At 36.7% G+C, this 14726-nt stretch carries 12 protein-coding genes and 1 other annotated feature; of the genes, 5 read left to right on the forward strand and 7 right to left on the reverse strand.

The features are described from left to right. Nucleotides 1-196 precede the first annotated feature (196 nt). Nucleotides 197-2176 carry a methionine--tRNA ligase gene (gene metG / locus RBU59_RS14755; protein WP_308143285.1) on the reverse strand — a complete coding sequence of 660 codons (1980 nt, stop codon included), beginning with the start codon at nt 2174-2176 and terminating at the stop codon, nt 197-199. 40 nt (nt 2177-2216) lie between these two features. After that, nucleotides 2217-2466: a binding site (T-box leader), on the reverse strand. A 258-nt stretch (nt 2467-2724) separates the two neighbouring features. Here metG and RBU59_RS14760 point away from each other — a divergent pair. Together RBU59_RS14760 and RBU59_RS14765 are read left to right on the forward strand one after the other, a co-directional pair. Then, the gene (locus RBU59_RS14760; RefSeq protein ID WP_308143286.1) at nt 2725-3636 is read left to right on the forward strand and encodes an AEC family transporter; all 912 of its coding nucleotides are present in this window, start codon (nt 2725-2727) and stop codon (nt 3634-3636) included. 228 nt (nt 3637-3864) lie between these two features. Further along, a complete protein-coding gene (locus tag RBU59_RS14765) occupies nt 3865-5619 on the forward strand; it encodes a DUF885 domain-containing protein (protein WP_308143287.1) in 1755 nt (584 codons plus the stop codon). A gap of 119 nt (nt 5620-5738) precedes the next feature. On the opposite strand, the gene RBU59_RS14770 is transcribed toward RBU59_RS14765, so the two are convergent. The 3 genes from RBU59_RS14770 to RBU59_RS14780 all read right to left on the reverse strand — a co-directional run bounded on the left by RBU59_RS14770 (nt 5739) and on the right by RBU59_RS14780 (nt 8559). Then, nucleotides 5739-6515, reverse strand: a complete 777-nt coding sequence (locus RBU59_RS14770; RefSeq protein ID WP_308143288.1) for an ABC transporter permease — start codon at nt 6513-6515, stop codon at nt 5739-5741. Nucleotides 6516-6737: 222 nt separating this feature from the next. Next, nucleotides 6738-7541 (reverse strand): ABC transporter permease, encoded by an 804-nt coding sequence (locus RBU59_RS14775; RefSeq protein WP_308143289.1) that lies wholly within the window; start codon nt 7539-7541, stop codon nt 6738-6740. Between the two features lie 13 nt (nt 7542-7554). Continuing rightward, entirely contained in the window at nt 7555-8559 is a 1005-nt protein-coding gene (locus tag RBU59_RS14780) for an ABC transporter ATP-binding protein (protein WP_308143290.1), read from the reverse strand. Between the two features lie 618 nt (nt 8560-9177). Here RBU59_RS14780 and RBU59_RS14785 point away from each other — a divergent pair. The 3 genes from RBU59_RS14785 (at nt 9178) to RBU59_RS14795 (ending at nt 11835) form a co-directional block, all read left to right on the forward strand. Further along, on the forward strand, nt 9178-9666 hold the full coding sequence (locus RBU59_RS14785; protein ID WP_308143291.1) for a sigma-70 family RNA polymerase sigma factor: 489 nt from the start codon (nt 9178-9180) through the stop codon (nt 9664-9666). Further along, nucleotides 9659-11047, forward strand: coding sequence for an immunoglobulin-like domain-containing protein (locus tag RBU59_RS14790; protein ID WP_308143292.1), 1389 nt, complete (start codon nt 9659-9661; stop codon nt 11045-11047). The genes RBU59_RS14785 and RBU59_RS14790 overlap by 8 nt, the downstream gene beginning before the upstream one ends. Before the next feature lie 71 nt (nt 11048-11118). After that, on the forward strand, nt 11119-11835 hold the full coding sequence (locus tag RBU59_RS14795) for an NAD-dependent protein deacylase (RefSeq protein ID WP_334307760.1): 717 nt from the start codon (nt 11119-11121) through the stop codon (nt 11833-11835). 101 nt (nt 11836-11936) lie between these two features. On the opposite strand, the gene RBU59_RS14800 is transcribed toward RBU59_RS14795, so the two are convergent. From RBU59_RS14800 to RBU59_RS14810, 3 genes are all read right to left on the reverse strand, one after another. After that, nucleotides 11937-12734 carry an ABC transporter permease gene (locus RBU59_RS14800; RefSeq protein WP_308143294.1) on the reverse strand — a complete coding sequence of 266 codons (798 nt, stop codon included), beginning with the start codon at nt 12732-12734 and terminating at the stop codon, nt 11937-11939. 177 nt (nt 12735-12911) lie between these two features. Further along, entirely contained in the window at nt 12912-13730 is an 819-nt protein-coding gene (locus RBU59_RS14805) for an ABC transporter permease (protein ID WP_308143295.1), read from the reverse strand. After that, on the reverse strand, nt 13717-14688 hold the full coding sequence (locus RBU59_RS14810) for an ABC transporter ATP-binding protein (protein WP_308143296.1): 972 nt from the start codon (nt 14686-14688) through the stop codon (nt 13717-13719). The genes RBU59_RS14805 and RBU59_RS14810 overlap by 14 nt, the downstream gene beginning before the upstream one ends. Between the last annotated feature and the right edge of the window lie 38 nt (nt 14689-14726).

Raw genomic sequence — 14726 nt, forward strand, 5'->3', positions numbered from 1 at the left:
GTTATATAAACATATAATTAAACCTGCCATACTGATTAATATTTTTCTTCTTGATTAAAACCTAAGAAAAAGATATTAATTTATGGCAGGTCAATTATAGTTACCTCAAATACTTTTTAGTTTGATTAAATAATTATAAATTATAGTTTAATTTTATAATAACAATATATTGTTTTAACTATTGTTGGTTGATAAATTAGCAGATTTCCGCACCGGCAGGCATTATTTTCTCAGGAATCATAAGTGCCAGTTCACCGTTTTCATCCTCAGCACACAATAACATACCCTCGGATAAAACCCCTGCTAATTTAGCCGGTTTAAGATTAACCAGTACCATGACTTTTTTGCCAACCATCTCTTCCGGTGAATAGTGGGCTTTAATACCGGATACGATTTGTTTTACCTGGCTTCCGATTTTAACCTGGGAGCAAAGTAATTTTTTGGACTTGGGTACTGCTTCGCAGGCAATAATTTCACCAACCTGGAATTGCAGCTTCATAAAATCATCATAAGTGATTTCCTCTTTTGCCGGAATATCAATAACAGCTTGTGCTTCCGTCTGTTTAATCTCTTCACTTGTATTATTAACTTCTTTTGATTCAGCGGCTTTCTTTGCTTCCACCTTTTCCATTACTTCTTTTAGATCCAGACGGGCAAATAAAATCTCCGGAGTTTCCGTTACTTTAGTACCGGAAACATAAACACCGTATTGGTTTAATTCATCAATGGATCTTACTTTGGCATTTAACTGGCTTAATATCTTACCAGCGGTATCCGGCATAAAGGATTCTAACAGGCTTGCGCCGATACAGATGCTTTCCACCAGATTATATAATACGGTCTCCAGTCTTTTGTGTTTTTCTTCCTCTTTTGCCAATACCCAAGGCATAGTTTCATCAATATACTTATTACATCTCTTAAATAAAGTGAATATTTCCGTAATCCCATCTGCAACTCTTAACTGTTCCATTTTTGCTACTACTTTTTTCGGTGTCTCCAGGGCAAGACGAATCAGCTCTTCATCTACTTCCTCTTTTACCCCTGCATTGTTTACAATACCCCCGAAATACTTATTGGACATGGAGATGGTTCTGTTAACCAGGTTACCCAATGTATTGGCAAGATCTGAATTCATCCTCTCAACCATAAGCTCCCAGGTAATAACACCGTCATTATCAAATGGCATTTCATGAAGTACAAAATAACGGACTGCATCCACACCGAAGAAATCAATAAGTTCATCCGCATACAACACATTACCTTTGGATTTACTCATCTTGCCCTCGCCTTGTAATAACCAGGGATGACCAAATACCTGCTTAGGCAGGGGAATATTAAGTGCCATAAGCATAATCGGCCAATAAATGGTATGGAACCTTAAAATGTCCTTACCGATTAAGTGAAGATTGGCAGGCCAGAACTTTTTAAATAATTCTCCATGGTTACCATCGACATCATAACCAAGGCCGGTTATATAGTTGCTTAAAGCATCCAACCATACATATACTACATGCTTATTATCAAAGTCTACCGGAATGCCCCATTTAAAGGAAGTCCGGGAGACACACAGGTCTTGAAGCCCCGGTAACAGAAAGTTGTTCATCATTTCATTTTTTCTGGACTCCGGCTGGATAAATTCCGGATGTGTTTTAATATGCTCGATCAGTCTGTCTGTGTAATTGCTTAATTTAAGAAAATAAGCTTCTTCTTTCGCCGGTTGAACTTCCCTGCCGCAGTCCGGACACTTTCCATCTACTAACTGGGAAGAGGTAAAGAACGATTCACAGGGGGTACAATACATTCCTTCATAGTAACCCTTATAAATATCCCCTTTTTCATATAATTTTTTAAATATTTTCTGAATCTGTTTTTCATGATACGTATCCGTAGTACGTACAAATTTATCATAGGAAGTGTTCATCATATCCCAGATGTCCTTAATTTCTCCGGCTACTTTATCTACAAACTCTTTTGGTGTTATACCCGCCTCAGAAGCCTTGTTCTCAATCTTTTGCCCGTGCTCATCCGTACCGGTCTGAAAGAATACCTCATATCCCTGCTGTCTTTTGAACCTGGCTATACTGTCGGCCAATACAATTTCATAACTGTTGCCAATATGCGGTTTTCCTGATGTGTATGCAATTGCCGTTGTAATATAATACTTATTTTTATTCATTTTAGCCCTCCTAAATTAAAAAAGCTCACGCCTTTAATTATCTAAAGACGAGAGCTTATATCCCGTGGTTCCACTTTAATTCGACCTGATTTCACAATCAGTTCCTTATCTGCTGCCTTACAACAGCATATCAAAATAACGGTTGCACCCGTCGCAGCCTAAAGAAATACTATTCCTCTCGGTGCGCAGCTCCAAGACCATCTTCAGCAATTCACCTATGCCCCTTTTTCAGCTCTACAGGGTTCTCTGTACATGGCATCCTTGTTTACTCTTCTTTTCACAGCTTTTCCTTATTCAATTATAGTTTATTTATGAATTAGTTTACCCATATTTTCTAAAATTTAGAATAGCACGTGATATTTAATTTGTCAACCGATACATGTGAATTGATTACGGCCAACGTTTAAAAGAATATTTTGCGAAAGCTTTGGCGATTACGATAAGTGGGTATAATAAATTTAACTTTTATAAGATGTTATTTTATTGCAGATTCCGGTTATTATGATATAATGAATTTTATTCTTATCTAAACTACGGAGGACAAATCTTTGACTAGTATAAATACACAATTTCTTCTGTCCTTAACCATTATTATTATTGGTTATTTAAGCAAAAAGTATCATTTGGTAAAAGAAGAAGACGGTGACGGAATTTCCAGAATTATTTTTAGCATTACCTTACCCGCATTAATTATTACAACTTTTAGTACCATTAAGGTAACTCGTTCTCTGATTATTCTGCCGTTCATCGTAATCGTTTTTAGTTGTCTGGTAGCATTTTTGGGGAATTCTGTGTTTCGAAAGGAAGCTCCCCGCAATAAAGCTGCTCTATCCATGACCTCTGTTGGTTTTAATATAGGTTTATTTGCTTATCCCCTGGTAGAAGCACTCTGGGGTAAGGAGGGCTTAAAGTACTTTGGAATGCTGGATATGGGAAATGCTCTGATTATATATGGATTATGCTATTTTCTGGGTAGTTTCTATACCTCAAACGACGGAAAAATCAATCCGAAAGAACTCCTAAAGAAAATGTGCCGGTCCGTTCCCATGTTGACTTATATTTTGACCCTGCTGTTAAACTTTTTTCATCTCAAATATCCAAGCTTCGTCCTGAATCTTGCAGGTGCACTATCTAAGGCTAATATGCCTTTATCCCTTTTAGTTCTGGGAATTTTTCTGAGTTTTAACCTAGAGAAAAGCCACTGGATGAGCATACTTAAATCCTTGCTTCTGCGTTATGGAGCCGGACTTTTTGTGGGTATCCTTCTATATTTTATACTTCCCTTTGAACCCTTATTCCGTAATACGGTTTTAATTGGTTTAATATTGCCGGTCAGCATGTCTACCACTACGTATTCTGTTGAATTTGACCTTGATAAGAAACTGGTCGGAACATTAACTAACCTGACAATTATCATAAGCTTTATATTAATGTGGGTTTTAGGAATATTCTTAAGTTAATGTAAGAATATATACCTGCCTTTTCTCATAATATTACGAATGGAAATGTATAAGTCAAAATTGTCAGATGGCTGTACTGTACGCTTTTGGTTGTTCCGGCTGGGTTGGGTTACTCGTTTCTTTGACTCCTTCTACTTAAAAAATGATATAAAGAATGGAATTACATTTTACATCATAAGTTAATATAGGCAGTAAGTGTTCTGCTATAAAGAAAGGTCTGGTTTAATTATGAATAAGAAAAAGAAATATCTTATATTCGCCTTAATGCTGTTTTTAATGTTATTTAACATTTTGGGCTGCTCTGCAAAAGATAATACTCCTACCGAAGATTTTGATACCTTCTTAAACCGTGTATTTGCAACTGAAGTGCAAAAGGATACTCTTACTCTGAATTATTCTCTGGCTAACCCTGAAACTTATGGTATTAAAAATCCGAAAGTTACCATCGGACACTATACTGCCGATAGCATAAAGGAATCTCTGGCAAATTCAGAAAATTACCTGGCAACCCTTAAAAAATATAATTATAAGTCCTTAACTGAGGATGAGAAACTTTCTTATGATATACTAAAAGAAGACCTGGAATTAGAAGCATCTTTGGGTGATTTTATAGAGTACAGCGAAGGACTGGGACCGACTACCGGTATACAGGCCCAGCTTCCGGTGCTTCTTGCGGAATATAATTTTTATAAAAAAGAAGATATTGATACCTATTTAAAGCTGCTGCCTCAGGTATATGATTATTTTAAAGAAATCTGCGCTTTTGAAAAAGATAAATCCGCAGCCGGATTATTTATGAATGATGAAGTGGCCGACAGTATTATCGATCAATGTAAAGAATTTGTGAAAGACAAGAAAAATAATTATTTAATTGGTATCTTTAATGACAAATTAACCGATATGAAAGGCTTAACCCCTAAAGAAATGAAAGCCTACGAAGCTTCCAATAAAGATGCGGTTATTAATTCCGTAATACCTGCCTATGAATTACTAATGGAGACTCTAATGGATCTTAAAGGAACAGGTACGAATAAAGAAGGTTTATGCCATTATGAAAAGGGTAAAGAATACTATGAATATTTAATTAAAGTAAATACAGGCTCATCCCGGCCTATTCCGGAATTAAAGAAGATGCTTGATACTTCTTTAAGTACTAATATGCTTAAGCTCAATACCATAATGACAAAAAATCCGGAGGTTTATGATACGGTTAAGTCTTTGTCCTACTCCCTGACAGACCCCTCAGAAATAATTAATTATTTAAAAGGTGCCATAAAGAAAGACTTTCCTCCTATCCCCAATGTAAAATGCTCCATAAAATATGTGGATAAATCCCTGCAGGACCATTTAAGCCCCGCGATGTACTTAATACCGCCTTTGGACAGTTATGATAATAATATTATTTATATAAATAAAAATCCGGATTACGACTTATCCCAGATCTTTACTACCATTGCACACGAGGGTTACCCCGGACACTTATATCAATCCGTATATTTTAGAAGCAAGAAACCGGCTGCCATAAGAAATCTGCTGAGTTTCGGCGGTTATGCGGAGGGTTGGGCAACCTATGTGGAATATTATTCCTATCATCTTGCCGGTTTTAGTGAAGATGTGGCGGATTTTCTGGAAGCAAATATGGCTGCCAATATGGCTTTATACTGCCGCCTGGATATGGGAATTCATTATGACGGCTGGAGCCTGGCTGATACAGCTGCTTACCTGAAAAATTATATCACAGACTCCTCTACGATTAAGCTCTTATATAATACCATGATTGAGGAACCTGCTCTTTATCCGGAATACGGCATTGGCTATCTGGAATTTATGGATTTAAGGAATAATGCCGAGAAAGCGCTTGGAGATAAATTTGTATTAAAAGATTTCCATAAGTTTTTACTGGATATAGGCCCCGCACAGTTTGACATTATTGCGGGACGAATGGATAATTGGATTAAAACCGTTAAGACAGCTCAAAAATAAACCTATTTCTTCCCTTTATCTTTAATACCTTGCGGATATTAAGATAAAGGGAATTTTTATTATTTATCCGCACACTTAGAGGCCTTCCTGCGGCTCTCGTTTTTTCCTGCCCGTATCAATCATGACCCGGTCGATTTATAATGTCTGATACCGAATTTCCAGAATAGATAACAGGGGATTAAAAAGACGCCTGCCAGCAATGGTAAAAAGATGTACCCCTGATTCCTGCTTTTCCCCAGGAGATAAAGAAGAGGATAATATTGAATCAGGGCATAAGGTATCAAAACGGTACATATCTGCAATACTCTTTTCCCGTAGATGCTAATCGGATATTTACCATATTCTCTGGCCCCATCAATAAATATATTCATAAATTCCAAGCCCTCAATGGTAAAAAAGCAAAAAGCTGCATAGATAATGAAAATACCTGTAAACACTGCTGTTCCGCCAATAAACATAAAAATCACTGTTAATACCTTATCTATACTCCAGGTTACATTACTGTTATGTACTCCGTAAACAAACATAATAATAGCCTGAAACATACGCCCGATTCTGGTAAATTCAATCTTACTTCCCAGAACCTGAAACATTTCATTCCTTGGTCTTACCATAATGCGGTCAAATTCTCCTTGGCTTATGGTGGCAGAAAAGGTATCAAATCCTCTTGCAAAACACTCCGCCAGAGAAAATTCAATTAGTACAACAGAAAAACATAATAAAACATCACTATAGGTAAACCCCTCTACTTTATGAAATCTTTGAAACATAAAATAAACTCCTAAAAATACATTAAAGGATACCAGAAATTGTCCTATGGTAGTTAGAAGAAAGGATATTTTATATTGGGCTACGCTTTTTAAATGAATGGAAAAATATTTTAAATATAATTGCATATAACCTCCTCCCCGCATATCGCAAACTGGCTTGCGATACTGCCTAAATCAAAAATGCGAATCGGCTCGTCTGTTTTTGCGAGACTATCCATATTGCCTCCTTATCATGGCAACTAAGATCATAGATGCCTTATCAAAAATTATCTGTTTTAAAACGAAGTGGGCAAGCCCACTTTTACTCCCAGAACCCCTCATTTATGAGGAGTTTTCACACCAGCTGGTTCAACCACCTTGTATCACTACTTTCTTTAAAGCTTTTGCCATAATTATTTTACCGGTTGCGATTAACAAAAAGGCCCAGATAATCTGAAACAGTACTGCTTTATAAAGGGCTGGTCCGGTTATATCTCCGGTATAAACTCTAAGAGGTACATTTTGCATGGAGGCAAAGGGAAGTAGCTCAAAAATTCTCTGTATCTTCCCGGGAAGAAAAGGCAAAGGGATAACTGCACCCGAGAAAAACTCCACCATAGCTACCGCGACCATACGCACACCCATAGGAGATATGGTATAAAAGGTAATAATATAAACCAGCATACAAAAAGCAATTACAACAAGAAAAGCCAATACCATGGTAAGAAGAAACCACATAAATGCCCTTATGTCCCGGGGTAACGATAATCCGTAAGGCGCCTGTATAAAAGCAGCAAACAGTAAGATTGGCATACATCTGAGGACCGCTCTTGAAATTCTTGTAGCCATACTTCTTGTAAACCACATATTATAAATATCAACAGGCCTGCACAATTCGTATGCAATATTGCCGTTTCTTATAGTTTCAAATATATCATTTTCCATAAACCAGGTCATATATAAGGCTAAAAAAGCCTGCTGCATCCATATATAACTGGTAAGTGCTGAAAAAGTCATGGGAAATCCGCCCGGATCCGCAGCATAGAAAGACCGGAACATTAATATTTCCAAGGCACCCCAGGTAAACTGGGTCGCGATACCTGCAAGGGCTGCAGCCCGGTATTGAAGTCCGTAGAGAAACCTGAGGCGGAAAAAAGATAAATACTTATTCATCAATCTGCCCTCCCTATATCTTATACTGCTTATAAAGTTCCACTACTACTTCGTCAATAGAAGAACCAGAAACAGAAATATCCTTTAAATCTATCTGGGATGATAATATAGATATAACTTCGGAAACAGGAATTAAATCCGTGTTAATTTCAATAACGGCATGTCCGGTAATAACAGAATCTTTATCATCTGCGGAAAAATCATGGGATATCAGTTTCATACCCTCACATAACTTTAGCCTCTTACCGGAATACTCAATACTTAGTTTCTTGTATCCGCCAAATTGCTTTTTCATGTCCCCCAGTTCTCCGTCCATTAAGATCTTGCCTTTGCCGATTAGAATGATACGCTTTGTTAAAGCTTCTATATCCTGCATATCATGAGTAGTTAGAATTACGGTTGTCTTATGTCTTTTATTTATATCCAATATAAAATTACGGACTGCGATTTTAGAGACTGCATCCAGACCAATCGTCGGTTCGTCTAAAAATAAAATGCTGGGACTATGTAAAAGAGAAGCTGCAATTTCACACCGCATCCTTTGTCCCAGAGAGAGCTGCCTCGTTGGTGTCTTAATTATTGTCTGTAAACTTAAAAGTGTAACCAATTCCTCTAAATTCTGCTTATACTTGCCGTCCGGTATTTTATATATATCCCGCAGTAATTCAAAAGAGTCAATGACAGGTACATCCCACCATAGCTGGGACCGCTGCCCGAAAACTACACCAATATCACGGACATGTTCTATCCTGTTTTTCCAGGGTGTACGTCCGTTAATCAAACATCCTCCGCTGTCCGGTGTTAAAATTCCGCTTAATACTTTTATGGTACTGCTTTTTCCTGCACCATTGGGCCCGATATAACCGACCATTTCACCATCCTCGATGGTAAAAGAGATGTCATTAAGAGCCCTGACGTATTCATATTCCTTGTGAAAGAGTGCTTTCACTGCTTCCGAAATACCTGAATTACGTCTTGCAACCTTAAAGGTCTTGTTCATGTGATCCACTACAATCATTTTTTGCCTCCTGGTAGTAATATTTTTTTGAAATCCTTAATCCATCAGCGGGCAGTTAAATTGGCATGCATTAATTTCTTTAAGTCAATTAGACTGTGTTAACTTGCCTTAAATGGATTCTTTGTTTCGAAATATCTTGCCAAGTGTAATGTTCTCTTGGATTTTGCCAAGAAAACCGTGGTAAAATTAATTTCCAGTTTTGAGAAGGATTTATTAAGTTATTAAAATGAAATCAAAACTGCTTAATGATTGTACTGTTAATTTGTGGTAAATTTATGGTAATTAATAATTTTTTCTTTATTTTTATTTTGAATTCTTCTTTTTATGTCTATTTAAAAGCCTTTATATAATGACACAAAATAATAAGATTTTAAGACAACTACGACTAATCAAATTTAACCAGTTATAATTGAACCTTGGATAAAATTGAGAAACTAATATAATTATACTATGGATAAAGCTGACAACTTATAAGTCATATATTGGTTTAAAACTATGATGATAACGATGATACTTAACAATATGAAAATATTTACTTAAAAATAAAAATTTTTTTTATCTAATAATGAAAAATATTCGCTTTCCGGATTGTATTATAAGTGAAAGGAGTTGAAACGGATGGATTATTCATTTGGTACCGATGAATATATACAGTATGTGTTAGAGAAATATTCTAAAATGTTGATTAAACTAGCTTTTAGCTATGTAAAAAATATGGCGGATGCAGAAGATATAACACAGGATGTCTTTGTCAGTTTAATGAAAAGGGGAATCAGCTTTGATAACGAGGAACACGAAAAAGCCTGGCTTATAAGAGTTACAATAAATAACTGCAAAAATCACTTAAAATCTTCCTGGAACAAGTTAAAGGTTCCTTTAGAAGAGGATATCAGCTATATACCAAAAGAAGACAGTGATGTCTTGGTAATGGTTTTAGATTTGCCGTCCAAATACCGTACGGTAATTCATTTACATTATTATGAGAATTACTCAATAAACGAAATAGCCGGAATTTTAAGAAAAAAGCCGGCAACCATTGGAACCTGGCTGGCAAGAGGCCGTAACTTATTAAAATCAAAATTAGTCGGAGGTTTTGAATATGAATGAAAATAGATATAACAAATCCATGGATACTCTAAAAATATCTGAAGATTTTAACGATAGAACCGCATTAAAAATGAAAGCAGCCTTAAGAGAACAAACAGGAAAAAAATACTCAAACCTTAAAAAATATGTATTGTCTGCTGCCAGTGTAGCAGTTATTATTGCTGTCGGTACTGCTGCCATGAACTTAACAAATAACTTCAATAATCTTTCTGGAAAAGGTCGACCCGGAGCTTATACCACAGAAAATACTGTAACTACGGAAAGTGCCAAGACCCAGGGTATCACCGTTCCTGTTGTAGAGATACCGGCTCAGAATGCCCAGGTTAAAGCAAGAATGCTTCCTCTTTTTGTATACAAAGGTCATATCTATATACAAAGTGCTACAACTTTTGAAACACCTGACGGTATGACCTTAAATAAAGAGGATGTTTTAAATTTAAGGGGTGATTATTTAGGAAAAACAAAAGGAAGTATTGATGAATGGAGCAGCCAGGCAGATTATGCAAAAGAATTCGCCTCAACCATCGGTGAGGGAGATGTATACACCGTAAAAGGTTATAATCCCGATCATAGATTAATGGTTTATTATGAATATCAGGACGGCGGATTTGGCTGTGAGCTATATGACAGTTACGGTGGTATGACTCTAAACAGCGGTGCTGATTATTTTAACCTGTTAAACTTAAAAGAAAATGTACTTTCTTATCAGTGGGAGAGTTATAACAGCTGGAATAACGGAAAGAATGAAGTAAATGAGGAAGATACAAGTGATTTTTTCAATACTTTCTTAGACAGCCTTTATACTTCCGTTCCAATCGGTGAAAATATTGATATGCTAACAGAAAATACGGATTATGACAGTCAGAAATTTATTGATATTAAAACAAAAGATCATTTAATTACTTCCTTAAGGCTCTTTAAGGGTGGTTATGTATATGATTCCCAGGTTGGTTTCTTTAAAGTAGAAGATGCCGCCTTTAACGCTTTCTGGGATACCATGCCGGTTACCGATCCCGCAGCAGAAACTTCAACTGACGATGATACTGCTGCTGACACAAGTATAAATCTTACCCTGAAAGAATCTTCCCTGCCGGTTGGTGCTAAAGAGCTCAAGATAAACATTGAAAATACCGGTTCGAAAGATATCTTTTATGGCGCAGACTTTAGTATAGAAAAACAAAACGGCACCGGCTGGGAAACAGTACCTGGGGTAAAAGATTTAGCTTTTATAGAGATCGCGTATTCCGTAGCACCTGCTACCAGTCAGGAATTTACCGTAGATTTAAGTCAGTTAAAACCAAGCCTGGATGCAGGAAATTACAGACTGGTAAAAACTATAAACGGTCAACCCTTTTATGCAGAATTCAAATTAACTAAATAAAATAATACCTCCTATTGCACCTTTCCTTATAAACTCTTATAATGAAAGAAAACTGTGATAGGAGGTTTTTAATTATGGATGAAGTTTCCCAATTTAAAGATTGGATAGAGAAAAGCAACAGAATCGTGTTTTTTGGCGGTGCAGGAGTCTCTACGGAGAGCGGCATTCCTGATTTTAGAAGTGTGGATGGATTATATCATCAAAAATATGATTATCCGCCGGAACAAATCCTAAGCCATAGCTTTTTTCTAAAAAAACCTGAATATTTCTATCAATTTTACCGGGATAAAATGCTGTATACCAATGCGAAACCCAATATTACCCATACAAAACTGGCCGAACTTGAAACCTCAGGGAAATTATACGCTGTAATTACACAGAATATTGACGGTCTCCACCAGAAAGCAGGCAGTAAAAATGTACTGGAACTTCACGGGAGTGTTTTAAGAAATCATTGTATGAAATGCGGTAAGTTTTATGATATGGATTCTATTATCAAAAGCAGCGGAATCCCCCGCTGTAAATGTACAGGGGTGATAAAACCGGATGTGGTTCTCTATGAAGAATCTTTAGACGAAGAAGTAATGACTCGCACGATACGTGTTATATCTTCTGCCGATATGTTAATCGTTGGGGGAACGTCTCTTTCCGTATATCCTGCAGCCGGGTTCATAGAGTATTACAACGGCAACCACCTGGTATTGATTAATAAGTCGTCTACATCCTACGATTCTCAGGCAGACCTTTTGATACAACGGAGTTTGGGGGACGTTTTTGAACGTATTTGATTCCCTATAAAAAGAGAAATAGCTGGGTTTGACATATCTCTATTATTCTTGCTGTGCCAATTTTAACATAAACCTGGCTATCCAGGCCTTTTCTATGTACCTTAATTACCCGATCCGGAATATTTATGTACTCCCCTAACCCATATAAAAGCGGCGATAAAAAGTAAAATAACCGAAACAAAAGGCGAAGAATATTTCCATAGCTGATTTTCTATTGAAGCCTTGCCAAGTAAAATCACACTGGGATAATAATTAATAAATGCCACCGGTAAAAAGCAGGTAACAAAAACCTGAAACCACTTTCCAAATATGTCTACCGGGTATTGTTGCATTAATACCGTAAAACGCTCTGTAATAGAGGATACCGTTCTGGAACGGGTAGTCCAAAAGCATATGCTGGCGCAAATCCAGTTAATAGCCACCTGTATTAAGGTACCGGAAATAATACAGATAATAAAATAAATCCATAATTCCCAGCTCCAATTTAAGATTAGGTGAGGCCGTACAATCATAAAACCGAATACCCCCACCAGTGCATCTCCGATACCCATATAATTAACATCCTTGCCAAGCAATTGCACAAATGGACTTATGGGACGAATAAGATAAGCGTCAAATTCACCGTTTACAATCATCTCCTCCAAATCACTTATATGCCAGAAGAAAATACTGTAGATTCCCCTGCTCATCATCCATAAGCTGTAAAGAAACATAAGCTCCCAGATATCCCATCCATTCATTGATTTAAAGTTATATACCATAATACCTAATAAAGAAATATTAACGGCATTGAGAATCAGAATACTGATAACACCTACCAGAAAATCAGCCTTATATTGGAGTTTGCTTAATACTGCAGCATGTAAAAGTTGACGATAAATTTTTATGTTCTTTATCATATTACACCCCTTGCATTTCGCAAGTTCACTTGCGAAACTGCCCAAATAGAAAGCGAAAGAATCTATCTACGGCATTCCTTTCTTTAAATAAATTTACTTTCACTAACCTCCATGCATTTCGCAAAATTCATTTGTGAAACTGCCCAAATAAGAAATGTGAAATGATTTTATTTCACATTATCCCCCTTGAATTAACAATCTTTTGAAGATCGAATTCATTAACAACCTTGTACCGATAAACAAAATACCAATCCAGAAAAGCTGTAAACTCATTACCCCTAACAAAGATAAACCGCTATAGTTTCCAATGTATATGGACATTGGGATTGCATAGATACACCTGAAGGGAAGAATATTGCTAAGAATACTCAAGAACCCGGGGAAAAGCCACAAAGGAACCATTTGCCCGGCAAAAAAACGCAGGGTAGCATTGTATCCCCAATTGATATTACGGATATTCATGGTAATCATACTTAAAAGTCCCAGTATAAAATTTAAAAGAAAACTCACCAGAATTCCCAGCGATAAGCTTAGCAGGAACACTAACAACTGTCCCGGTCCTGGAATTGTAAACCCAAAGAAAAAATACGCAACAACCAGAGAGGGGATTACAAGAAATAAAAGCTTTATAATAATTTGACCCATGTTTTTACAAAACATATAAAACTGAAAATCAAGTGGTTTCATAATATCCATTTCAATTGATCCCCGGCGTACCTGCTGCATCATGTACATCTGTGGACCATTGGACGGATGCATAATTGATTCCAGTGCTACACCTAACACAGCATATGTAATCGTATCCGACAACCCTACACTCATGTTCCCGGAACTTGATGCATATAACGCTTTCCAGACATATCCGACACTGTACATCATTAAAAATGTGTAAAGCTGTCTCAGCCAAAATGAAGCACGGTAAATGCTGAAATCAAAAAACTCCGTACGGATAAAAGCCTTACCGGTTCGAATCCTGTTTCCATTAATTTTGTTCATATAATTTTCTCACTATACTTTCAATATCGGTTTCAATAATCTGTAGATCAGCAACCGAATGTTTCTGGTCAATATATGTAATAAGTTCAGAGGGAGAAATTTCAAGCCTATTAAAAGAATACAATTTGGTATTTACTTCGCTTTTTATAAGCTCGGCACCCGGTACATAAAAATCCTCGGCTTCGGAAGCAAATTTAACTAACAAATACCGGGTTGTACCGAATTTTTGCATCATTTCCTCTAATGTGCCATGATACATTACTTTTCCCTCATCAATTATAATCAGATGTGAGCAAAGCTTCTCAATATCAGCCATATCATGAGTGGTCAGAATAATGGTTGTCTGTTTTTCCTTATTAATCTGTAAGATAAAATCGTAAAGAAATTTTTTTGATATAATATCTACGCCTATTGTAGGTTCATCCAGAAAAAGGACAGAAGGATCATGCAGCAGGGCTGCGGCAATATCCGACTTGACCCGTTGTCCCAAACTCATTTGCCGAACCGGTTTCTCAAGAATTTCTTCTAATCCCAGTAAAGAAACATATGTATCGAGGTTTTTTTTGAATTTGTTTTCATCGATTTGATAAATTTCTTTCAGGAGCCGATAACTTTCTATAAGAGGAATGTCCCACCAGAGCTGAGTTTTTTGACCGAAGACTACTCCGATTTGTTTTGCATTTTCAATTCGGTTCTTGGATGGTTCTATCCCATTAACCATAACTTTCCCCTGGGTGGGTTGTAAAATACCGGACAGCATTTTTATTGTGGTTGATTTTCCGGCACCGTTTTTTCCGATATATCCTACAATATCCCCTTTTTCCATGGTAAAGCTGACATCATCCACTGCCCGTTTTATGTTGTATTCACCGGGGAGTAAATTTTTGAATAAAGCAAATCGCCCTTTCTTTTGTATGGGAACCTTAAATTCTTTTACTAAATGCTCTACTGTTATCAATGTAAACCTTCTTTCAAACCTCACCTGGTTTAACTGTT

The organism is Anaerocolumna sp. MB42-C2 (assembly GCF_030913705.1).
GTDB lineage: Bacteria > Bacillota > Clostridia > Lachnospirales > Lachnospiraceae > Anaerocolumna.